Origin of the sequence: Nocardia noduli, assembly GCF_019038455.1 — a bacterium.
Lineage (GTDB): Bacteria > Actinomycetota > Actinomycetes > Mycobacteriales > Mycobacteriaceae > Nocardia > Nocardia noduli.
In genome coordinates this window covers 13,629-34,696 of the sequence record NZ_JAFMPL010000033.1, presented here as the reverse complement: position 1 = coordinate 34,696, position 21,068 = coordinate 13,629, and the positions used below count along the sequence as shown (strand labels likewise).

The 21,068-nt window shown below is 66.8% G+C and carries 26 protein-coding genes; 6 read left to right on the top strand and 20 right to left on the bottom strand.

Going from position 1 to position 21,068, the window contains the following annotated elements; translation table 11 throughout:
• Positions 1 to 30 precede the first annotated feature (30 nt).
• The 12 genes from JZ792_RS19465 to JZ792_RS19410 all read right to left on the bottom strand — a co-directional run bounded on the left by JZ792_RS19465 (position 31) and on the right by JZ792_RS19410 (position 8,425).
• Entirely contained in the window at positions 31 to 558 is a 528-nt protein-coding gene (locus JZ792_RS19465; RefSeq protein ID WP_216911978.1) for a hypothetical protein, read from the bottom strand.
• Entirely contained in the window at positions 558 to 1,784 is a 1,227-nt protein-coding gene (locus JZ792_RS19460; protein WP_216911977.1) for a DUF6973 domain-containing protein, read from the bottom strand. The genes JZ792_RS19465 and JZ792_RS19460 overlap by 1 nt, the downstream gene beginning before the upstream one ends.
• Positions 1,781 to 2,077: a type VII secretion target gene (locus JZ792_RS19455; RefSeq protein WP_216911975.1), complete on the bottom strand. Its 297-nt coding sequence runs from the start codon at positions 2,075 to 2,077 to the stop codon at positions 1,781 to 1,783. The genes JZ792_RS19460 and JZ792_RS19455 overlap by 4 nt, the downstream gene beginning before the upstream one ends.
• A complete protein-coding gene (locus JZ792_RS19450) occupies positions 2,074 to 2,364 on the bottom strand; it encodes a YbaB/EbfC family nucleoid-associated protein (protein WP_216911972.1) in 291 nt (96 codons plus the stop codon). The genes JZ792_RS19455 and JZ792_RS19450 overlap by 4 nt, the downstream gene beginning before the upstream one ends.
• Entirely contained in the window at positions 2,357 to 2,629 is a 273-nt protein-coding gene (locus JZ792_RS19445) for a hypothetical protein (protein WP_216911970.1), read from the bottom strand. The genes JZ792_RS19450 and JZ792_RS19445 overlap by 8 nt, the downstream gene beginning before the upstream one ends.
• A gap of 284 nt (positions 2,630 to 2,913) precedes the next feature.
• Positions 2,914 to 4,995 (bottom strand): class 1b ribonucleoside-diphosphate reductase subunit alpha, encoded by a 2,082-nt coding sequence (nrdE, locus tag JZ792_RS19440; protein WP_254190062.1) that lies wholly within the window; start codon positions 4,993 to 4,995, stop codon positions 2,914 to 2,916.
• 62 nt (positions 4,996 to 5,057) lie between these two features.
• Positions 5,058 to 5,561, bottom strand: a complete 504-nt coding sequence (gene nrdI, locus JZ792_RS19435) for a class Ib ribonucleoside-diphosphate reductase assembly flavoprotein NrdI (protein ID WP_216911966.1) — start codon at positions 5,559 to 5,561, stop codon at positions 5,058 to 5,060.
• A gap of 41 nt (positions 5,562 to 5,602) precedes the next feature.
• Positions 5,603 to 5,836: a glutaredoxin-like protein NrdH gene (nrdH, locus tag JZ792_RS19430; RefSeq protein WP_109528165.1), complete on the bottom strand. Its 234-nt coding sequence runs from the start codon at positions 5,834 to 5,836 to the stop codon at positions 5,603 to 5,605.
• Positions 5,837 to 6,340: 504 nt separating this feature from the next.
• A complete protein-coding gene (locus JZ792_RS19425; RefSeq protein WP_216911964.1) occupies positions 6,341 to 6,580 on the bottom strand; it encodes a hypothetical protein in 240 nt (79 codons plus the stop codon).
• Complete coding sequence (locus JZ792_RS19420) at positions 6,558 to 7,397, bottom strand: RNA polymerase sigma factor (RefSeq protein ID WP_216911962.1); 840 nt, start codon at positions 7,395 to 7,397, stop codon at positions 6,558 to 6,560. Before JZ792_RS19420 ends, JZ792_RS19425 begins: the two co-directional genes overlap by 23 nt.
• A 7-nt stretch (positions 7,398 to 7,404) precedes the next feature.
• Complete coding sequence (locus JZ792_RS19415) at positions 7,405 to 7,650, bottom strand: hypothetical protein (RefSeq protein ID WP_216911960.1); 246 nt, start codon at positions 7,648 to 7,650, stop codon at positions 7,405 to 7,407.
• Between the two features lie 205 nt (positions 7,651 to 7,855).
• Positions 7,856 to 8,425 carry an NAD(P)H-dependent oxidoreductase gene (locus JZ792_RS19410; RefSeq protein WP_216911958.1) on the bottom strand — a complete coding sequence of 190 codons (570 nt, stop codon included), beginning with the start codon at positions 8,423 to 8,425 and terminating at the stop codon, positions 7,856 to 7,858.
• A gap of 160 nt (positions 8,426 to 8,585) precedes the next feature.
• On the opposite strand from JZ792_RS19410, the gene JZ792_RS19405 reads away from it, so the two are divergent.
• Positions 8,586 to 9,206, top strand: a complete 621-nt coding sequence (locus tag JZ792_RS19405; RefSeq protein ID WP_254190061.1) for a TetR/AcrR family transcriptional regulator — start codon at positions 8,586 to 8,588, stop codon at positions 9,204 to 9,206.
• Positions 9,207 to 9,212: 6 nt separating this feature from the next.
• Positions 9,213 to 10,040 carry an NAD(+) synthase gene (gene nadE / locus JZ792_RS19400; RefSeq protein ID WP_216911954.1) on the top strand — a complete coding sequence of 276 codons (828 nt, stop codon included), beginning with the start codon at positions 9,213 to 9,215 and terminating at the stop codon, positions 10,038 to 10,040.
• A 70-nt stretch (positions 10,041 to 10,110) separates the two neighbouring features.
• Here nadE and JZ792_RS19395 read toward each other — a convergent pair whose 3' ends face one another.
• The 4 genes from JZ792_RS19395 to moaA all read right to left on the bottom strand — a co-directional run bounded on the left by JZ792_RS19395 (position 10,111) and on the right by moaA (position 13,492).
• Positions 10,111 to 11,289 (bottom strand): RNA polymerase sigma factor, encoded by a 1,179-nt coding sequence (locus tag JZ792_RS19395; RefSeq protein ID WP_438804349.1) that lies wholly within the window; start codon positions 11,287 to 11,289, stop codon positions 10,111 to 10,113.
• Positions 11,290 to 11,366: 77 nt separating this feature from the next.
• A complete protein-coding gene (locus JZ792_RS19390; RefSeq protein ID WP_216911934.1) occupies positions 11,367 to 12,080 on the bottom strand; it encodes a YciI family protein in 714 nt (237 codons plus the stop codon).
• 118 nt (positions 12,081 to 12,198) lie between these two features.
• Positions 12,199 to 12,441 (bottom strand): MoaD/ThiS family protein, encoded by a 243-nt coding sequence (locus JZ792_RS19385; RefSeq protein ID WP_216911932.1) that lies wholly within the window; start codon positions 12,439 to 12,441, stop codon positions 12,199 to 12,201.
• Positions 12,434 to 13,492, bottom strand: a complete 1,059-nt coding sequence (gene moaA, locus JZ792_RS19380; protein WP_216911930.1) for a GTP 3',8-cyclase MoaA — start codon at positions 13,490 to 13,492, stop codon at positions 12,434 to 12,436. The genes JZ792_RS19385 and moaA overlap by 8 nt, the downstream gene beginning before the upstream one ends.
• A 153-nt stretch (positions 13,493 to 13,645) precedes the next feature.
• Between moaA and JZ792_RS19375 the strand changes: the two genes are divergently transcribed.
• The 4 genes from JZ792_RS19375 (at position 13,646) to JZ792_RS19360 (ending at position 17,460) form a co-directional block, all read left to right on the top strand.
• Entirely contained in the window at positions 13,646 to 14,851 is a 1,206-nt protein-coding gene (locus tag JZ792_RS19375) for a molybdopterin molybdotransferase MoeA (RefSeq protein WP_216911928.1), read from the top strand.
• 67 nt (positions 14,852 to 14,918) lie between these two features.
• Positions 14,919 to 15,932 (top strand): bifunctional molybdenum cofactor biosynthesis protein MoaC/MoaB, encoded by a 1,014-nt coding sequence (gene moaCB, locus JZ792_RS19370; RefSeq protein WP_216911926.1) that lies wholly within the window; start codon positions 14,919 to 14,921, stop codon positions 15,930 to 15,932.
• Positions 15,919 to 16,359 (top strand): molybdenum cofactor biosynthesis protein MoaE, encoded by a 441-nt coding sequence (locus JZ792_RS19365; protein WP_216911923.1) that lies wholly within the window; start codon positions 15,919 to 15,921, stop codon positions 16,357 to 16,359. Before moaCB ends, JZ792_RS19365 begins: the two co-directional genes overlap by 14 nt.
• A 93-nt stretch (positions 16,360 to 16,452) precedes the next feature.
• Positions 16,453 to 17,460, top strand: a complete 1,008-nt coding sequence (locus tag JZ792_RS19360; protein WP_216911922.1) for an AraC family transcriptional regulator ligand-binding domain-containing protein — start codon at positions 16,453 to 16,455, stop codon at positions 17,458 to 17,460.
• A 17-nt stretch (positions 17,461 to 17,477) separates the two neighbouring features.
• Here JZ792_RS19360 and JZ792_RS19355 read toward each other — a convergent pair whose 3' ends face one another.
• The 4 genes from JZ792_RS19355 to JZ792_RS19340 form a co-directional block, all read right to left on the bottom strand.
• Positions 17,478 to 17,669 carry a hypothetical protein gene (locus JZ792_RS19355; protein WP_109528558.1) on the bottom strand — a complete coding sequence of 64 codons (192 nt, stop codon included), beginning with the start codon at positions 17,667 to 17,669 and terminating at the stop codon, positions 17,478 to 17,480.
• 193 nt (positions 17,670 to 17,862) lie between these two features.
• Positions 17,863 to 18,951 (bottom strand): CobW family GTP-binding protein, encoded by a 1,089-nt coding sequence (locus JZ792_RS19350; RefSeq protein WP_216911921.1) that lies wholly within the window; start codon positions 18,949 to 18,951, stop codon positions 17,863 to 17,865.
• 176 nt (positions 18,952 to 19,127) lie between these two features.
• A complete protein-coding gene (locus tag JZ792_RS19345) occupies positions 19,128 to 20,267 on the bottom strand; it encodes an N-acetylmuramoyl-L-alanine amidase (RefSeq protein ID WP_216911920.1) in 1,140 nt (379 codons plus the stop codon).
• Positions 20,268 to 20,484: 217 nt separating this feature from the next.
• Positions 20,485 to 20,994 carry a sigma-70 family RNA polymerase sigma factor gene (locus tag JZ792_RS19340; RefSeq protein WP_254190049.1) on the bottom strand — a complete coding sequence of 170 codons (510 nt, stop codon included), beginning with the start codon at positions 20,992 to 20,994 and terminating at the stop codon, positions 20,485 to 20,487.
• Positions 20,995 to 21,068 lie beyond the last annotated feature (74 nt).

Below are 21,068 nucleotides of genomic sequence, written 5' to 3'. Positions count from 1 at the left end.
CAAGGAGCCGTGCTCACCGGACGAGGATCGTCACTCCACTCTCATTGTTCGAGACTCGGGGTTGTAGCGAATCGGGGTGTCGGACAAGATGAACTCTCGACTTCCGAAATCCAGGCTCGACTCCGGCTCGTTCCACCACACTGCCTGGACGGGTTTGCCACCTGCCAGGAACAAGGTTGCATGCGGACCGGGCTGATCGGAATTACTGTTCGATTTCGGCAAGCCGACAAAGCAGGCCAACTGGAGGTCGGTGGCGGATTTACGCTTCAGCGACTCATCGGTGGTAAGAGTACCTACATAGATAACCCGGTCCCACTCCGGCGACCAGCCCGCACGGCCGGCCGTTTCGGCCATCGTCGTGAAATCCACCTGCTGTTCGACAGCATCCTCGAATGCTTGAACCAAAGCCTTTGTGGAGCCCAGCGGCTCCGAACGACTGTTCAGATCAAAGGTCTGCGACGTGCACGCGGCACCCCTGGACTCAGAACCCCCCGGCACACACGCGACGACCATCGACAGAACGCCGACCGCGAGCAGGACAGACGATACGCGCACCACTACTTTCCTCCCGGCATCGGAATTCCACCGCCCGGCAGGATCGCATTCTTTCCGGGAAGAACGGAATTGCTGAATGCGATCTGCCCACCATCGGGGCTGTTCTGAATGACGATCGCCTGGTTGTTGTTGATCGCCTCGAGAACCTTCTGCTGCAGTTCCTCGGGACTCGCATCCGAATTCTGCGCGCCAATCGCTCGACCCAACTGGTTGTTATAGAGATCCATCGCCTCCCGGGCCGCTGGATTACTCCCGTTCATCTCGTGCGCGCTCGCGAAGGTACTCGTCCATTCCGGACCGAACTCCTGCGTCATTCGCGCGTTCCAGTACGCGTGACGAAACGCATCGGAATGCCCGTCCGAGAGAGACTGTTCGTTCTCTTTTTCGGAGAGATTCGGAAAAGCGCTCGCAGCAGCAGTTTTCGCCTCGTCCTGGATCGCGTAGAACTCCATCAACTTGAATGGGCCGTCCACACTCGACGTGGCGAGATCGACCAGCGCTGCCGCCTCTTCTTTCGACATCGCCCTCGGCTCGAACTCCGGGGCGAACATCCGAATCTTGTCGAGCAAGTCACCGGAGGGAAAGACGACTGTCGTATCCGACGCCGCCACCTGATTCTCCCGCAGGATGCGAGCCAACTCGGGATCGGTCGGGATGGAAATCAATGCCTCGCGAACGGATTCGGGGAGATTCTCCAGAACCAGACCGATCTTGCCGTTGTAGAGGAAATCGGCTGTCCAGATGTCGTTCAGCGCACCTTGCAGCGCGCTCTGGTATGCCCGGCGAGTTCGCTCGACCGACAGTGACTTCGTCAGACCGGTGAGGACGTTGTCATCAATCCAGTCCATCAGCGACTTTCTCGACAGCACCTGCCCGTCGTCCTTGTAGAAGAGTTGATACTCGGAGGCTTCGATCTTCCGTACTGTGTCTCTGATCGTCGCGGTGGCTGTATCGAACTGTGAAGCGACTTCGCGTACGGGCGCCGCCATCGAGTCGACCGCATCGACGGTGGCGAGGGCGTTTCTCCGGTCGACCTCGAAGCGGGAACGCATCGCGTCACCGGCCGCGCTGTCGAAGAAGTCGCGAGAATTCTGGACCTCACGGTTGGCCGCTTCGACATCGGTCTCGATGATGTTGGCCAGCGAACTCAATTCGGTCGGGAGCCGTTGAGCGGCACTGAGTTTCCACTCCAGAACGGTGGATATCCTGATCGGGTTCGCGTCGGTCATCGCGGGCCCGCCTGTTCGATCGACTTCGCGTTGGCGCTGTCCTTGGCTTCATACTCGGTGGCCGCGGTGTCGATCTCGTTCGCGACAGCGCGCATCCGGTCCGCGTGATATCGGACGACCTTGTCGAGCGCCTCGAGTGTTTCCTGCACCCGGGCGAACGTCTGCGATTTGTCCGTGCCCTCACGAGCGGCGTCACGCGTGGCCTTCGCCAAGGGTTGATGGCTTTCGACGATGCCCGCCTGCCATCGCAAACTCGTCGCCAACTCTCGCATTTCGACCGGATCGACGTTCACCGTATTCCTCGCGAATCCTGTTGCGCCCGAACGGACTCGTAGGCACTTCTGGCATCGATGACGGCCGCCGCGTGCGCGCGATCATGGCAGTCGACGATGAGTTCGGCGAACCGCTCCGGACCGTGCTCCATCGCGAATTCGTTCAGCCGCAGATGTGTGATCGCGCCGTAGATATCGACCTCGATGTGAACGGAGCCGTCCGGCGAGTACGACGTGCCGCGGACCTCGCCGACGGCTGCGTTGAGTTCGGCGACGCGGTGGGCGAGCCGATCCAGATCCTCAGTCATTGCCGACCCGTGAACGTGACGAATCCGATTCGAATGTGTCGACGGCCTGTTCGATGGCCGCGGCGTGGGCGATCCGGTGCTGCTCCATGAGAATCGCGGCCAAACGGTCCGGCCCGTCATCCATCGCGTAGTCGGCGACATAGAGCCGAGTGATCCGACCTGCCGGGTCGGTCTCGACGGCGACACTCCTGTCGTTGGAGCTCGATTCACCACGGATCGACGCGATCCGCCGGTCCAGCTCGGTGTCGACTCGCCCAGTACTCACATCCCACCCCCTGCTTCGCATCCTTCGGAACGGCCTGGGCAGCACAATCCCCCAGCGCACCGTATACGGTTCGAAGAAGGTCCGCAAAAAGTAGGCGACCGCGAATCCCGCTGTCACCTGGATGATCTGTCGCGATCCGCGCCGACCATCGCAGCCGACCGGACGCGCGCACGGACACTACGCGTACTCACGCATCCGGCACCGAGGCTGTCGGAGCGCAAACGCGCCTCACACGGCGAACAGCTCCGGGCGACCGTTGCCTGTGGTCACCCGGAGCTGGAGAATCACAGCATGCAGCTGACGCAGCCCTCTACTTCGGTTCCTTCCAGGGCCATTTGGCGCAGGCGGATGTAGTAGAGGGTTTTGATGCCCTTGCGCCAGGCGTAGATCTGGGCCTTGTTCAGGTCGCGGGTGGAGGCGGTGTCCTTGAAGAAGAGGGTCAGCGACAGGCCCTGGTCCACGTGTTGGGTGGCGGCGGCGTAGGTGTCGATGATCTTCTCGTAGCCGATTTCGTAGGCGTCGTCGTAGTACTCGAGATTGTCGTTGTCGAGGTAGGGGGCCGGGTAGTAGACGCGGCCGATCTTGCCTTCCTTGCGGATCTCGATTTTCGACGCCACCGGGTGGATCGAGCTGGTGGAGTGGTTGATGTAGGAGATCGAACCGGTCGGCGGGACGGCCTGCAGGTTCTGGTTGTAGATGCCGTGCTCCATGACCGAGGCTTTCAGCTCGCGCCAATCGTCCTGGGTCGGGATGCGCACGCCCGCGTCGGCGAAGAGCCGGGCGACGCGTTCGGTCGCGGGCTCCCACACCCGATCGGTGTACTTGTCGAAGTATTCGCCGGTGGCGTACTTCGATTCCGGGAAACCGCCGAAGTAGCTGCCGCGCTCGATCGCGATCCGGTTCGAGGCTCGAATCGCGTGGTAGACAACGGTGTAGAAGTAGATGTTGGTGAAGTCGATGCCTTCTTCGGACCCGTAGTGCACCCGTTCACGGGCCAGGTATCCGTGCAGGTTCATCTGGCCGAGGCCGATCGCGTGCGACTGGTTGTTGCCCTGTTCGATCGAGGGCACCGAGTAGATGTGGGTCTGATCCGACACGGCGGTCAGCGCGCGGATCGACACCTCGATGGTCTGCGCGAAATCGGGCGAATCCATCGCCTTGGCGATGTTCAGCGAACCCAGGTTGCAGGAGATGTCCTTGCCGACCTTGGAATAGGACAGGTCGTCGTTGAACTCCGACGGCGTGGAGACCTGGAGGATCTCCGAGCACAGGTTCGAGTGGGTGATCTTGCCCGCGATCGGGTTGGCCCGGTTCACCGTGTCCTCGAACATGATGTACGGGTAGCCCGACTCGAACTGCAATTCGGCGATGGTCTGGAAGAATTCGCGCGCCTTGATCTTCGACTTGCGGATCCGCTTGTCGTCGACCATCTCGTAGTACTTCTCGGTGACGTCGATATCGGCGAACGGCTTGCCGTAGATGCGTTCCACGTCGTAGGGCGAGAAGAGGTACATGTCCTCGTTCTTGCGCGCCAGTTCGAAGGTGATGTCGGGGATGACGACGCCGAGCGAGAGCGTCTTGATGCGGATCTTCTCGTCCGCGTTCTCGCGCTTGGTGTCGAGGAACCGGTAGATATCGGGGTGGTGGGCGTGCAGGTACACCGCGCCCGCGCCCTGACGCGCACCGAGCTGATTGGCGTAGGAGAAGGAGTCCTCGAGCAGTTTCATGATCGGGATGACACCCGAGCTCTGGTTCTCGATCTTCTTGATCGGCGCGCCGTGCTCGCGAATATTGCTGAGCAGCAACGCGACTCCGCCGCCGCGCTTGGACAGCTGCAACGCGGAGTTGATGGAGCGCCCGATGGACTCCATATTGTCCTCGATGCGGAGCAGGAAGCACGAAACCGGCTCGCCGCGTTGCTTCTTGCCCGAGTTGAGGAAGGTCGGGGTCGCGGGCTGGAAGCGGCCGTCGATGATCTCTTCGACCAGTTTGCTCGCGAGCACCTCGTCACCGGCGGCCAGCGTCAGCGCGACCATCACGACGCGGTCCTCGAACCGCTCGAGGTAGCGCTTGCCGTCGAAGGTCTTGAGCGTGTACGAGGTGTAGTACTTGAACGCGCCGAGGAAGGTCGGGAACCGGAACTTCTTCGCGTAGGCCTGCTTGAACAGCTTCTTGATGAACGGGCGGCCGTACTGCTCGAGAACCTCTGCCTCGTAGTAGTTCTCGTCGACCAGGTAGTCCAGCTTCTCCTCCAGATTGTGGAAGAAGACGGTGTTCTGGTTGACGTGTTGCAGGAAGTACTGGTGCGCGGCCTCCCGATCCTTGTCGAACTGGATCTCGCCGTTCGGGCCGTACAGGTTCAGCATCGCGTTGAGGGCGTGGTAGTCGAGTACCTCGCTGGCCTCCGCGTTGCGGACCGGTGCCTGCTCTAGACGAGCTGCTTTACCGGTCGGTGCGGTGGTTGCTGTTGCCAAAACAATCCCAATCCCTCTCGGACGCGTTCCACGTCCTCAGCGGTTCCCATGAGTTCGAAGCGATACAGGTACGGCACCCCGCATTTGCGCGAGATCACCTCTCCCGCATAACAGAAGGTATCGCCGAAGTTCGTGTTGCCCGCCGCGATGACCCCGCGCAGCAGAGCGCGATTGTGCGGATCGTTGAGGAACTTGGCGACCTGCCGCGGGACGAAATCCTTGTCGGATCGGTCACCCCCCAGCACGTGCCGACCGCCCCCGTAGGTGGGAACGATCAGCACGTACGGTTCGTCGACGCGCAGCGAATCGGCGGTGTGCAGTGGTATTCGAGTCGCCGGGATTCCCAGCTTCTCGACGAAGCGGTGCGTGTTCTCCGATGCGCTGGAGAAGTACACCAGCGCGGCGGGAGCGGAGCCTGCGGAGTGACCCGAATACCCCAGGGTGGAAACTTCGGTCATGCCGACTACCTCCCCTCCCCTGTCGGAACGAACGGGACGGGTCAGGCCGCCACGGTCGCGAGAGATTTGATGCGGTCGGGCCGGAACCCGGACCAGTGGTCCTCACCGGCGACGACGACCGGCGCCTGCAGGTACCCCAGCGCCATGACGTAGTCACGGGCCTCGTCGTTCACGGAGATGTCGACGACTTCGTATTCCACCCCGACCTTGTCGAGCGCCTTGTAGGTGGCATTGCACTGGACGCAAGCGGGCTTGGTATACACGGTGACGGTCATATATCCCTCTCTCCTATGCCTAGTCCACAGCCGGTGATCCGTATGCCGATCGATCGAGCGACCGGTGAACGGCCGCTGGCGATGCATGCTCCGATGTACGCTGCGCAAACTCCTGGATCCGACTCGGAAATCCCCTTCGACCCCTGCTCAGGCCCTTCGGGCCGAGATGGTTCACGCGGTGGATTCCTGCCGTCTTCCAGTGAGCAAGACACTACACCTAGTGGCCGACAGATTCATACAACACGACATGTTGCGAGTCGCACGGATGTAATTCCCACGCGGTAAGTCCCAGGACAGTCGATTCACCACCCGACACGAGGGTGGCATACATCACAATTTCATACCGGAGCTTATTCCCAGCAAACACATACGGCACCCGTGTCACACCGGCCACGACCGTATCGCCCGCCCCTGCCGCAGCACCCGGGAACACCGGGCACACGAGATCGCCCCCGTCCCGGATCGGACACGGAGGCGATGGTCGCAAACGCGAGTCGAGCCCCGCTAACCGGGGCGGCCGACGGCGAGCAGTCGCAGCCAGGCGCGCGAATACGCGGGTTCAAGCGGGGCGGAATCGGGCGGACGCGGCGGTTCCGCCGCCGGGCAGCCCGCTCGGACGGGCGCGCGGTGGAACACGTCCCGCAGACCGGCGGTCAGGTCGAGCGTTTCGGCGAGGGCGGTGACGAGCGCGCGGTCGTGTCGGGCCAGCGCTTCGACCACCTCATCTGTTGTCTGCTCGGTCATCTCGATCCCTCTCGTCGCCGGCCATGATCGCCAGTGCGCGGCGTGCCTTCTTCAGGCTGCCACGCACCGCTTCGGGGCTGATCTTCAGCTCCTCCGCGATCTCTTTGGGAGTGAATCCGAACATGATCCACGCCATGATCTGGCGTTGCCGCCCCGGCAGCCGTGCCAGTACGCGCTGCGCCGTGTCGTTGCCGAGGAATTCCACCTCGGGCGGTGTCAGAGCGGAGCGCTGCTCAGCGAGGAGTTCGCGCGGGTGTTCGTACCGCGACGTCCTTGCCCGCAGGAATTTGCGGTGCGCGACATGGAAGCACCACGCCGACGGGGAGGTGATCCTCGGCCAGGAGCGATAGGCCTCGATCATGGTCTCCTGCGCGATATCGGCCGCGTCGGCGGGCTGCGCGCCGTGGCGGATCACGAAGGCCACCAGTCGCGGCATGAAATCCCGATAGAAGGCGGCGAACTCCTCGCGGTCGACGCCCGCGCGATGCGCCGCCGCCCGCACCCTGGCCCGCTCGGCGGCGTCCTCGGCGAGCACGAGCTGCTCGATCAGTCGCGGCGAGGCGTCGGCCAATCGGTCGAGCATGCGCCGCGCCAGCGCGAGTGCCGCCTGTTCGCCCGTGCAGCCGAGCCGTTCGGCGTGTTCGGTGACGATCCGGAAGATCTCCACGTCGTCGACCAGTTCCGGATCGCTGAGCAGTTCGTCGATGGTCATGCCGAGCATCGCGTCGCGTCGGCTCAGTTCGACTTCCGGCAGCCAGCTCAGCCGCCACCCCCCACCGACCGACCACGCCGACTCCGGCGTGCGGTCGCTGGTCATCGACCGGTCAGTGACGTAGATCGTCATCACGGGCCCCCGTTCGAGCCTGCTGTCGCGCAGCTGTCCCACCAGCATGGGCGCGATATCCCGGATCGGCGAACTCTTCGGAGGGAGGCACGCACTGCCACGTCGGCACCAGCCCCCTATCCCGGCGCAGCGTACTGCGCAACTGCATACCCGCGATCCCGGCCTGCACCACCTGTATGGCGAGACCCGCGATCACCACGACCGCACCGACCACGTCCCCGTTCATCGAGTTGCCTTTCCAGACGTACCGCTTTGCCCATGTAGTGGCGTGCGGCGGCCCGAACGTGAACTCGTGCGACGACGAAGGCAATACCGAAATGATCACGGGCGAACCGAGACCGTCGGCCACACGGACAAGACCGCCTCCGGCCCGGAAACCGGGACGGAGGCGGTCTGAGGAAACGGCGTTCGGCCGAGGCGTCGTCAGTGCGTCAGGCGGAGACCAGGGTGCCGCGCGCGGCCTCGACCAGCGCGGCGACAGCGCCCGCGAGTTCGGTCAGCGCCTGCGCGTCCTCACGCGGGTGCGCGTCGGCGAAACGCTCGCCGAAACCGGCGAAGTGCAGGTGCGCTTCCTCGATGACCCGTCCACCGGCGACGCCGACCGACTTGACGGTGTCGCCGTGGGCCCACTTCGCGGCGTTCGGGCTGATCGAACCGCTCAGCACGGCGACCGGGCGATCCTTGAGCGCGCCCGCGCCGTACGGGCGGGAGGCCCAGTCGATGGCGTTCTTGAGTACCGCGGAGGTGGTCCCGTTGTATTCGGGGGTTACCAGCAGCAGGCCGTCGGCGGCGGCGACGGCGTCACGCAGCGCCTGGGCGGCGGCGGGCACCGAACCGGGGACGTCGATGTCCTCGTTGTAGAACGGGATATCCCCGAGCCCTTCGTAGATGGTGACCTCGACACCCTCGGGCGCGGTCTGGACGGCGGCCTCAGCGAGTTTGCGGTTGATCGACGCGGCGCGAAGGCTGCCGACAAGTGCGAGAATGCGGGGCTGGCTCATGACGACTCCTGGTCTACTGAATGCTGTATCCGAACTTTCACTCTGCACTAACCGGACTATGGTCCGATTCCATTCCCCCAGAAAGCCCGACAGGCCCGTGACCTACAGCACACCCCTGCCCGACGAGGCCGAGCCCGGTGAACCCGCACCGGCGCCCCGTCTGCTCGGCATCGGCGCGCCCCTGCTCGGCGCTCCGGAGCCCACCGAACGGGCCGACGCGGCGCGCAACCGGCGATTGCTGCTGGACACGGCCCAACAGTTGGTGCGCGAGCACGGCGTCGACGCGCTGACGATGGACGAACTCGCCAAACGCGCGGGCGTCGGCAAGGGCACGGTCTTCCGCCGCTTCGGCAGCCGTTCGGGTCTGATGCGCGCCCTGCTCGACCATTCCGAACGCAAATACCAGGACGCGTTCATGTTCGGACCGCCGCCGCTCGGGCCCGGCGCGCCGGCGGTGCGGCGCCTGGTCGCGTTCGGACGGGCGCGACTGCTCGATATCGAGGTCGAGGGCGAACTACATCGCGCGGCGGAGATCAGCGAGGCGGGCGAACGCTACACCGGCGGCCCCTACAACCTGCTGAAGACCCACGTGTCGATATTGCTGCGCGAGGCGGGCGCGACCGGGGAGATCCCGCTGCTGGCGGATACCGTGCTCGCGGTGCTGGACGCCCCGCTCGTGATGTACCAGATGCGGGTCCTCGGGTACGACCGCGTACAGATCGGCGACAACTGGGAAGCCTTCATAGAGCGGATCGTCGGGCCGCGTCCGCCAGTAGAGTGAGCTGCCATGGGCAGTGTGCGTGAACAGATAATCTCCGAGTTGGGCGTCCAGCCGACTATCGAGCCGAAGGTCGAAGTCCGACGTCGCGTCGATTTCCTCGTGGGGTTTCTGCGAAGCACGCCCGCACGGGGTTTCGCGCTCGGCATCAGCGGCGGTCAGGACAGCGCGCTCACCGGGCGGCTGTGTCAGCTGGCCGTCGAGCAATTGCGCGCGGACGGGATGGCGGACGCCACCTTCGTCGCGGTCCGGCTGCCCTACGGTGTCCAATCCGACGAGGTCGACGCCAGGGTCGCCATGCGGTTCGTCCAGCCCGACCGCTCGGTGGTCGTCAATATCCGGCCTGGAGCCAACGCGGTGGCGGGCGAGGTGGCCTCGGCGCTGTCGGTGGACAAACTCCGGGATTTTGTACGCGGCAACGTGAAGGCCCGCGAACGCATGGTCGTCCAGTACGCCATCGCGGGCCAGGAGAATCTGCTCGTCGTCGGGACCGATCACGCGGCCGAGGCGGTCACCGGCTTCTTCACCAAATACGGTGACGGCGGCGTCGATCTCACACCGCTCACCGGACTCACCAAACGCCAGGGCGCGGCGCTGCTCCAGGAACTCGGCGCGCCGAGCAGTATCTGGTCGAAGGTTCCCACCGCCGATCTGGAGGACGACCGGCCCGCGCTGCCGGACGAGGAAGCCCTCGGCCTGCGCTACAGCGAGATCGACGACTACCTCGAGGGGATGGACGTCACTCCCGAGGTCGCCGAGAAGCTGGAGACCATCTACCGCAACACCCGGCACAAGCGCACCGTTCCGGTGACACCGCTCGACACCTGGTGGCGCTGACCGTTATTCGGCGTGCGAGGCAGGGCGATGAACTCCGCTCGGTCGGTGCGCTGGCGATGACGGCCTCCGCTCACCCGGTGATCTCCGCGATCCGCCGGGTGAGGAATCGGCGGACCTGGTCGTTGGCGGCCAGGTCCACCGCCTGCCGGTAGTACTCGACGGCTTCGGTCTTGCGACCCGCGCGCGACAGCAGATCCGCGCGGGTGGCCGCGACCAGGTGCGAACCGGCGAGGCGCGGGTGATCGGCGACGGCGTCCAGTGCGGTCAAGCCCGCCTGGAATCCGTCGCGGAAGCCGACCGCGACGGCCCGGTTCACCTCGGCGACCGGTGAGCGGGTGTACCGGAGCAATTCGTCGTACCCGCCCACCACCGCGCGCCAATCGGTCCGCGCCCAGGTCGCGGCGAGGGCGTGCGCGCCCGCGATCCGCGCCTGTGCCAGATACGGTCCGCTACCGCCGGTTTCGGCGGCCGAGATCAGACAGCGCAGGCCCGCGTCGATCTCGGCGCGGTTCCACCGGCTGCGGTCCTGTTCCTCCAGGGGCACCAGTTCGCCGTCGGCGGAACGGCGTTCGGCGCGGCGGCTGTCGTTGAGCAGCATGAGGGCGAGCAGGGCGCGGGCCTCGGGTTCCTCCGGCAGCAGGACACACAGCAGTCTGCCGAGCCGAACGGCCTCGTCGCACAGTTCGTCCCGGATCGCCGAAGGTCCGGCGGTCGCGAAGTAACCCTCGCTGAAAACCAGGTAGACGCACGCCAATACGGCCGGGGTGCGTTCGGGCAGCAGATGCGCGGGCGGCACCCGCAGCGGGATACCGGCGGCGCGGATCTTCGCCTTGGCGCGGGTGAGTCGTTGCGCGACCGTGTGTTCGGGTTGCAGGAAGGCCCGCGCGATCTCGGCGGTCCGCAACCCGCACACCAGTCGTAGCGTCAGCGCCACTCGCGATTCGACGGAAAGAGCGGGATGACAGCAGGTGAAGATCATCCGGAGCTGATCGTCGACGACCGGCGACATCTCGATCTCCTCCGACTCGACGGCGAGCGCGCCGATCCGGCCGTCGTCGAGCCGGAAGGCATTGTGTTCCTTGATGGTTCGGGTGGATTCGCGCCGCAGCCGATCGAGGGCGCGGTGGCGTGCCGCGGTGGTGATCCAGGCTCCGGGATTCGCGGGCATCCCGGCGACGGGCCAGGTGCGCAACGCGTCGGCGAAAGCCTCCTGCACCGCGTCCTCGGCGGTCGCGATATCGCCGACCATACGGGCGACCGTGGCCAGCGCCCGGCCGAATTCGGCACGGTAGACACCGTCGATCGATTCGGCCGGGTCCGGCACGGTCAGCCCGCGAGGTCGACGATGCGACGCACCTCGGTGTGACCGCGCTCGGCCAGCGGGATCGCGGCCGCGATCTCGGACGCTTCGTCCCGGTCCGAAGCCGCGAACAGGTAGATCCCGTCGACCACGTCCGTGAATTCGGGGCTCGGTCCGTCGCTGATGCGCAGTTCCCCGTCGCGTACCCGCACCGTGGTCGCCGTCGTCGGCGGCGTCAGCGCGCCGCCGCCGCGGATCGCCGCGGCGAATTTCTCCCCGAACCGCTGGTGCTCGGTCATCGCCGTCTCCCATTCCGGGGTCTCCGGCGCGACGACCGTGTCCGGCGCCGACCACAGCAGCGCCAGCCACCAGTCCGGTCCAGGCGTCTCGTGCGGGGAGTACATGATCATCGGCCGCAATTCCACGGTGCCGTCCTCGGCCGCCGGGATCCGGCGGGCACATTCGATCGCCTCGTCCAGGTCGGCGCAATCCAGGACGTAGAAACCGCCGATCACCTCCGCCTGCTCGGGGTAGGGACCGTCGGTGACCAGTGCCGCGCCCGCACCGGGGCGCACCGTCACCGCCGTCGCCGACGGATACAGGGCGGCGCCGCCCGCTATCGCGGCTCCCGCCCGTTCCTCGAAGGCGCCGTAGCGCGCCACCATCGCCTCGAATTCCGGGGTGCCCGGCCGGGCGTCGGGTCCGTCCTCACGTCCGGTCAATGTCGCCAGGTAGTACATGTCGCCATCCTTCCCAGTGCCGAGGGGATCTCGTACCCCTCTCTACCAGGACGACGAACGCCGGATCGGGATCTCTACATCGATCGGCGAATATTTTCCGGACGGGCCGGGCGCGCGGTCAGCCGCCCGCGAACGGGGGCAGCACATCGACGCGGCGGGTGAGCGCGGCCGCCGGGTCTCGGGTGAGTTCGTCACCGATCAGGTACGCGCAGACCCCGAGCATGGTGTCGAGTCCGGGGCCGTAGGCGGCGGCGAGGGTCAGGCGCAGATCGGCGATGGTGGCATCGGCGGGCAGCTCCAGCACCTCGCTGTCCTTGCCGACGGCATCGGCGATCGCGGCGAAATAGCGGACCTCAACCACCGATGGCTCCCATCGTGCGTTCCGGTGGGACGAAATTCTCGGCGTCGATACCGTGACCCGCCCATTTGTTCCACATCGCGCCGCGCCAGATGGCGGCGATATCGTCGTCGTCGGCGCCACCGCGCAGGGCCTGGCGCAGGTCGAACTCCTGATCGCTGAACAGGCAGGAGCGCAGCATCCCGTCGGCGGTGAGCCGGGTCCGGTCACAGGTGTCGCAGAATTTGCGGGTGACGGTGGCGATGATGCCGACGGTCGCGGGGCCGCCGTCGACGAACCATTTCTCCGCGGGCGCGGACGGATCGCTGCGCCCCGCCTCGGTGAGCGTGAATCGAGCGCCGAGCACGTCGAGCAGTTCGGCGGCGGTCACCATCTCCGCGCGCGCCCACTCGTGATCGGCGTCAAGTGGCATCTCCTCGATGAAGCGCAGTTCACAGCCCTCGTCCAGACACCAGCGCAGCAGATCCGGCGCGCCGGACAGGGTGTCACGCATCAGCACGGCGTTCACCTTCACCGGCGCCAGACCCGCGTCGCGGGCCGCCCTGATACCGGCGAACACCGAATCGAGGCGGTCACGCCTGGTCAGCCGGGCGAATCCGAGCCGATCGACGGTATCGAGCGAGACGTTGACCCGGCCGAGTCCGGCCGCCGCGAGACCGCGCGCGCGATGCCGGAGGCCGACGCCGTTGGTCGTCATCGCCAGCGGTGTCTCGGGCGCCCGCTCGTGACAGCCCTCGATGATCTTCTCCAGATCACGGCGCAGCAGCGGCTCGCCACCGGTGAACCGGACCTCACGCACACCGAGTTCGGTCACGGCGAGCGCGACCAACCGGACGATCTCGTCGACGGTCAGCAGTTCGTCCACCGGGATCGGCGGCAGACCTTCCTCGGGCATGCAGTAGGTGCAGCGCAGTGAACACTTCTCGGTGATCGAGACGCGGAGATCCCGCGCGACCCGCCCGAATCGGTCCACCAGATACGGCGTTTCCGGTCGTCCGTCGAGCGAGGGGCGGCCGGACCGAACCGCGGGAATGCCCATCTCGACCAACGTCACACTCCCATTATGACCACGCCGACCCCGGGAGGACCGTGGGGAGGCGAAACGTCACGGGGTCGCCACGACCTCACGAATGAGCATGTCACGCGGTGAGTCGCGATCGGCGACGACCGCGCGGCCCGGCCGGGGGCGAACGATAGGCTGATTCGCATGAGCTCTCGGCCCGTCCGCATCCCGGCCAGGTCCGTCGACGAGTACCGCGACACCATCGAACGGTTGCTGCGCCCGTTGGCGGCGCGCGCGATCGAATCCGTACCGGTGCCGCGGGCGCTCGGCAGGCAATTGTCCGAGGATGTGCGCTCGCCGGTCGAGTTGCCGGTCTTCCGCAATTCCGCCATGGACGGTTACGCGGTCCGCGCCGACTCGATCGCGGTGACGCCGGTGACACTGCCGATGGCCGGTGTGGTGGCCGCGGGCGACGCGGGCCGGGATCCGTTGCCGCCGGGCGCGGCCGTCAAGGTGATGACCGGCGCACCGATCCCACCGGGCGCCGACTGTGTGGTTCCGGTGGAGGACACGCGGGCCGAGGGCGCGCAGGTCGTCATCGACCGCGGCCGGTCGGCGGGCGAGTTCATCCGCGAACCGGGCACCGATGTGCGGGTGGGCGATCTGCTCGTCCCCGCCGCGACGGCGTTGACCCCGCGGCATATCGCCGCGCTGGCCGCGGTCGGACTCGCCGAGGTGCCGGTATTCGCTCCGGTGCGCGCCGCGGTGATCACGACCGGCGACGAACTCGTGCCCGCCGGACAGCCGTTGCGTCCCGGCCAGATCTACAACTCCAACGGCATCGCGCTCGCCGCCGCGTTGCGCGCCAACGGCGTCACCGTCGTCTCGGTCGAGCACAGTACCGACGATCCCGATGTCTTCCGCCGATTGATCACCGCGGCAACGGGTTCGGCCGATCTGGTGTTCACCTCCGGCGGGGTGTCCAAGGGTGATTTCGAGGTGGTCAAGGATGTGCTGGCACCGATGGGCGGCGAATTCGGCTCGGTCGCGGTGCAGCCGGGCGGGCCGCAGGGCCTGACGGTCGTCGACGGCGTTCCGGTGCTGAGTTTCCCCGGCAATCCGGTGAGCACCATGGTCTCGTTCGAGGTTTTCGCGCGACCGATACTGCGTCGGCTGGCCGGTCTGGAGCCGGTCCTGACGCGCGAGTTGCCGTTGACCGAGCCGGTGCGCTCACCCGGGGGGCGTCGCCAGTTCCTGCGCGGGCGCGTCACCGACGCCGGGGTGGAGTCGGTGTCGGGTCAGGGTTCGCATCTGGTGGCGGCGATGGCGTGGGCCGATGTCCTCATCGATATCGCGGCCGAGACCACCGAACTCCCCGCGGGCGCCACCGTCCGCGTGCTCTCGCTGTGACCTCGCCCCCGAGAGGTGTACGCGGGCGTCTCGCGTCGCGACACGCGATTGTGCCAGGGTGGGTTGTATGAGTGAGTTGTCGCATGTCGACCGCGAGGGCCGGGCCCGCATGGTGGATGTCAGCGCGAAATCCGACAGCACCAGGATCGCCGTCGCGGCCGGTGAGCTGCGGACCACCGCCGAGGTGATCGCGCTGGTGCGCGCCGACGACATGCCGAAGGCCGATGTGCTCTCGACCGCGCGCATCGCCGGTATCTCCGGTGCGAAGAAGACCTCCGAACTCATCCCGCTGTGCCATCAGCTCGCGCTGTCGTCGGTGACGGTGGAATTCGGATTCACCGAAACCTCCATCACCATCGAGGCGAGCGCGAAGACCAAGGGGCCGACCGGCGTGGAGATGGAGGCGCTCACCGCGGTCGCCGTCGCCGGGCTCACGCTGCACGACATGGTGAAGGCCGTCGATCCGGCCGCGACCATCGATGGTGTCCGGCTACTCACCAAAGACGGTGGTAAGCACGGACATTGGGAGCGCCCCGAGACCGAGGACAGCCCGGCGGCACCCGCACCCGTGCGCGTCCACCCGGCGGACCCGGACGCGGCGATCAGGACCGCCGCCGTCGTGGTCGCCTCGACCGGTGTCGCGGCGGGCACCCGGGCCGATACCACCGGTCCCGTTCTCGTCGAATGGCTTGCCGGACTGGGCTATTCGGTGCGCGGACCACTCGTGTACGCCGACGCCGACATCACCGTCGGACTGGCCGACGCCCTGCACCTGAGCCCGTCGCTGGTCGTCACCACCGGCGGCACCGGAGCGTCACCCACCGACGCGACCCCCGAGGCGACGCTGTCGGTCATCGACCGGGAACTGCCCGGGGTCGCCGAGGCGATCCGGCAGCGCGGCACCGCGAAATTCCCGCTCGCGGCGCTGAGCCGCGGGGTGGCCGGACTGGCGGGATCGTCGGTCGTGGTCAATCTGCCGGGATCCCCCGGCGGGGTGAAGGACGGTGTCGCCGTCCTCGAACCCCTTCTCGATCACCTGCTAGCGCAAGTAGCCGGAGGCGGCAGTCATGACAACCCGTGAAGACGCACTCGTCCGCGTCGCCCGCATCAGCGACGAGTATCTCGACCCCGCCGAAGTGGAAGCCGCGGTCACCGGGCCCGAACACGGCGCGGTCGTCGTCTTCACCGGAAAGGTCCGCGATCACGACGAGGGTCAGGCGGTGTCCGCGCTCGAGTATTCGGCCCATCCCGAAGCGGCCCGGTTCCTGCGGGCGTGCTGCGCCGAACTGGCCGCTTCCTCCGGACTACCGGTCGCGGCGGTCCATCGCGTCGGTCCGCTGACGATCGGGGACCTCGCCATCGTGGTCGCCGTCGCGGCCCCGCACCGTGCCGAGGCGTTCCGGACCTGCGCGGAATTGGTCGATCGCATCAAACACGATGTACCGATCTGGAAGCGTCAGTTGTTCGCCGATGGTCTGTCCGAATGGGTCAATGCCTGTGGTCATTAACCATTCCGTGACACGAATCCGGTGACGAATCAATAGCGCCACGATAGCGTCGGCCCCGAAGCGTGTTCGTCCGATCGTGCGGCAGGAGGGCGTGTGGGTACCGATCAAGTATTGCTGCATCGTTTCGTCATCTCCCAGCTCAGCGCGGCCGGGCTCGACCGGGACAAACTCATCCGGGAATCCGGCCTGCCGGAGTGGACGATGGCGGGCGACGACGTCCACCTGCCGTCACAGACCTTCTCCCGGCTGTGGGAATTGGGCGAGCACGGGCTGAGCAATCCGAATGTCGCGCTCGAGGTCGCGCGGCGCTACGAACTACCCGCCCTCGGCCTCTACGACTACCTGTTCTCCACCGCCCCCACGCTCGGGGCCGGGCTGGCGACCTGCGGGCCCTACGTCTGCTCGGTGACCACCAATCACCGGTTCGACCTGGTCGCAGACAACGAATACGAGACCAGCCTCTACCTCGAGATGATCGAGGGCGAGGGTCGTGCCCGTGACCTCACCCAGCTCTGGGGCCTGACCGCGGTGCTGAGCCGGGCACGTCGCATCATCGCGGGCCCGCTCGTGCCGGTGCGGGTGTCCCTGCGCCAGCGCGCGCCTTCGGACACCCGCACCTTCGTCGACGTGTTCGGCACGAACGCGATCGAGTTCGAGGCGGCGGTCGACGCGATGACCTTCCGCAGCTCCGATATGGATCGCCCCCTCATCACCAGCGATCCGACTCTCGCCGCCATTCTGCGCCCGCTCGCCGACGCGCTCCCCCCGCCCCCGCCACTGGCCTCCGCATGGTCGCACCGTGTCTCCGACGCGCTGGCCGACGCCCTCGCCGAAGGCGACGCCTCGCTCGAACGGGTGGCGCGCAGGCTGGCGACCAGTCCGAGAACTCTGCAACGACGGCTGATGGAGGCGGGCACCACCTGGCGCAAGGAACTGGACCGGGCTCGCGACGCCATCCTGCGCCAGGCCGGCGCGAGCGGTCCGCTCAGTCGTGCCAGGCAGGCGCAGTTGGTCGGCTATTCCGACGCCGCATCGATGCGGCGGGCGGCACGCCGTTGGACCGCCGCCGACACCGGGAATCGCACCGGTCGTTTCGACTGAGCGATTCGCCGCCACCCCTACACCCGCAGGAAGGTGGCCGCTATCCGCCAGAAGGTCGATGTCTCGATCGAGCCGAAATCCCAGCTGTCCGCGATATCGCGGGTGGCGGCCACGATCGCAGGCACATCGAAGTCCTCGCGCGTCGCGGTTCCCTTGGCCTCCAGCGCGGCGATCACGTACGCCGTGGCGCTTTCGCAGGTCTCGGTCACGGAACTCTCCAATCGGTCGCGGAACTGAACGGCGATCACGGTTCTACGGGCATCGACCTCGCTCGACGGCAGTCTCGGTGCGGAGGGGGCCGGGACGACGGCGTGGCGGGCCTCGCTCCAGTCTCGTGGCCGACACGCCCCGCGAAAAGCACGAAACGCGCCAGTTTCGCCCGGAACGCGCCAATCCTCGGCGTCAGTGCGGTGTGTAGCGCCAGACCCCGAGCATGGCCTGCGAATCCAGCGGATCGTCGCCGTCGTGGACGGTGTCGCGAAGCCGCTTCGACACCGTCTCCGAATCGAGTCCGGTGCCGATCAGAACCACCGCGCTGGCCCGTGACTCGCCGCGGCCCCAGCCGCGCGGCTCGAAGACGAGATGACGTCCGACCATGTGGAACACGAACTTTCGCCGTTCCTCGGCGACCCCGAACGCGGCGATGCCCTTCGCGCGGAACAGCCCGGCGGGCGGATCCTCCAGGAACGCGACCAGCCTGCGCGGATCCAATTCCCTGTCGCTGTCGAACGACACGCTCGTGTACTCGTCGTGCATGTGGCGATGGCCACCGTCCGCGTGGCCACCGTCCGCGTGGCCACCGTCCGCGTGGCCACCGTCCGCGTGGTGCCCGTCGTGGTGGTCGTCGGCGAGCAGCGCGTCGAAACTCAACTGCTCGGCGGCCGAGGACTTCTCGCGCAGCGGTTCATCGAAGAGCAGACCGGGATCGATACGGCCGAAGGTGGTCGCGTACACCGGAACCGGGCCCGCGATGCCCGCGATCTCGGCGCGCAGCCGTTCGAGATCGTCCTCCGGCACCCTGTCGGCTTTGTTGACCACGACCAGATCGGCGAGTTTCAGGTGCGTCGCCAGTTCCGGATGACGCTCGCGACTCGCCGGGAACTGCTCGGCGTCGACCACTTCCACCAGACCGCCGTACCGGATGCGCGGATTGTCGCTGCCGATCACCATTCTGATGAGATTGCGCGGCTCGGCCAGTCCGCTCGCTTCGACGACGATCACGTCGATTTCGGATTTCGGATGCGCCAACCGGGTGAACAATCCGTCGAGTTCGCTGACGTCGACCGCGCAGCAGACGCACCCGTTGCTCAACGACACCGTCGCGTCCACCTGCCCGGCGACGAGCATGGCGTCGATGTTCACCGCACCGAAATCGTTGACGACGGCACCGATCCTGGTGCCGCGATTGTCGCGCAGCAGGTGGTTGAGCAGGGTCGTCTTCCCCGATCCGAGAAAACCGGCCACGATCAGGACAGGTATCCGCTCAGCCACCCGGACCACCCTAGTCGGTGCGGCCGGGGTGATTTCCGCGCGGCGATCGGCTACCGAAGGTCCGTACCCCGCCCCGGACGCGACGCGGAGCCGGACCCCGTGCAGAGGTCCGGCTCCGTGGCCTTTCGGGTCTCCGCCGCGCGCGGTCACGTCGGAGACGAGCGTTTCGTCCCCGTCTAGTCGGTGGGACCGAACAGTGCGGCGGCGAGTGTGTACGCCAGGTTGATCAGTTCGCCGCTGATCGCGGATTCGTCCATGCCGAGTGCCTTCGCCAGCGGCAGGAGCAACTTCGTGATGCTGCCGATGATGTCGTCACTGCCCGGTGTCGCGCCGGTGCCGGGGGTCGCACCGGTCCCCGGCGTGGCGCCGGTACCGGGCGTGGACTGCGCGCCGGGAACGGTGGTCCCGGGCGCCGTCTTGTACTGCGGAGCCGCCGCTCCCGGCGCGACCTGCCCGGGTACCGGGTTCGCAGGCGCGGTGGCCGGGCGGTCACCCGCCGAACCGCTGGCTCCCGGCGCGGCGGCCGGGGTGGCCGACAGCAGGTAGCTGACGACACCGGTGGTGATCGCGAGGGCGTGGCGCAATTGCCCGTCCGGGGATTCCAGGGCCGCCGCGTCCTCGGCGTTCGCGCCGTTACCCATCTCGAGGAAGATATTGGGCACGGCGGTCAGCGCGGGCCCCGCGATATCGGCCCTGGTCTGTAGACCTTCGCGCACCCCGGCGTAATCGGCGGGCTGGAAACCGGCCTGGACGTAGGCGTCGCGCACCGCCTTGGACGCCGCGAGTCCCTGGGTGGATTGCACCTGGTCGGCCTTGGCATTCGGAATCGGCAGCTGCGGGACGATCAGGTGGAAACCCTTGGATTGCGCGGGGGCGCTGTCGGCGTGGATGCTGACGGCGACGGCGGCGCCGGATTCGTTCGCCGCGCGGGCCCGGTCGTCGACGCAACCGCCAAAGCCCGCGTCGTCCTGGCGGCTCAGCACCACGCGCGCGCCGATGCTCTCCAGCGAGGTCTTCACCAGCTGGGCGACATTCCAGTTGATGGTGTGCTCGGGTATTCCGTTGAGCGAGGTCATGCCGGTGGTCTGGCAATCCTTGGTGCCACCGCGGCCGTTGTCGACCTGTCGTGCCAGATTCTCGTTGTGGTTCGAGCCCGCGTGGCCCGGATCGAGGAATATCGTCCGGCCCACGAGCACGGTCGCGGCGTCCGGGGAGACCGGAGCGGCGGCGGCGGTCGGAACCATCCCGGAGACGGTCACCACTACCGCGGCCGTCACGGCGGTGCAGATACCGGTCTTGATGATGCTTGGCTTCATGTGCGGTGTCGGTGCCCCGGAACGGAGCACCCCTCCCTTCCCACTAGTAACACCAAACCCAGTAATTCACTCTTGCAACGTCTTCATCTCCAAGCAAGGACTGTTACGGAAACGTAACGTACCGAGATTATGCCTGTTCAGGGGCCAGCCGACGGGTCGAATCGCCGAGAGGTCACCGGATCGGCGCCGATTTCCTCGGCGCGGCCACGGCGGGGAATCAAGCCCCGAGCGGCAGTCTGCGCAGGGACCGCAGGGCGTAGTGCACCCGGGTCTTCACCGTGCCGACCGGCACGCCGAAATCGTCGGCGACCTCCTGATACGCACGGTCGCGCAGGATCACCTCGACGACGGCCTCGCGCTGGGCGGCGGGCAGTCGCGCGAGCAGATCGGCGACCAGCAACCCGTCGGTGACGTTGTCGGTGAAATCCGGACTGGCGTAGCACCCGTCGCCGGTATCGCCGAGTTCGTCCCATCGAACGTCACCGGGCCGGATCGCGCGCGAACGCGCGAGGTCGATCATGACGTTGCGCTGGATGGCCAACAGCCAGGTCCGGACCGACCCCTTGTCCGGGTCGAAGCGCGAGCACGAGCGCCAGGCCCGCAGCAGGGTTTCCTGCACCACCTGCTCGGCCTGCCCGGTATCGCCACCCAGTCCGCGCATCGCGCGCCAGTGCAGTAGCGCGCGGTCGGCGGCCAGTACCGCGGCGATCCCCGCATCCGTGCACAATCCAGCGCAGCGGATGCCACACATCCGCCGCGGTCCCGCGGCGACCGACCGTATTCCACTCACACCATCGATAT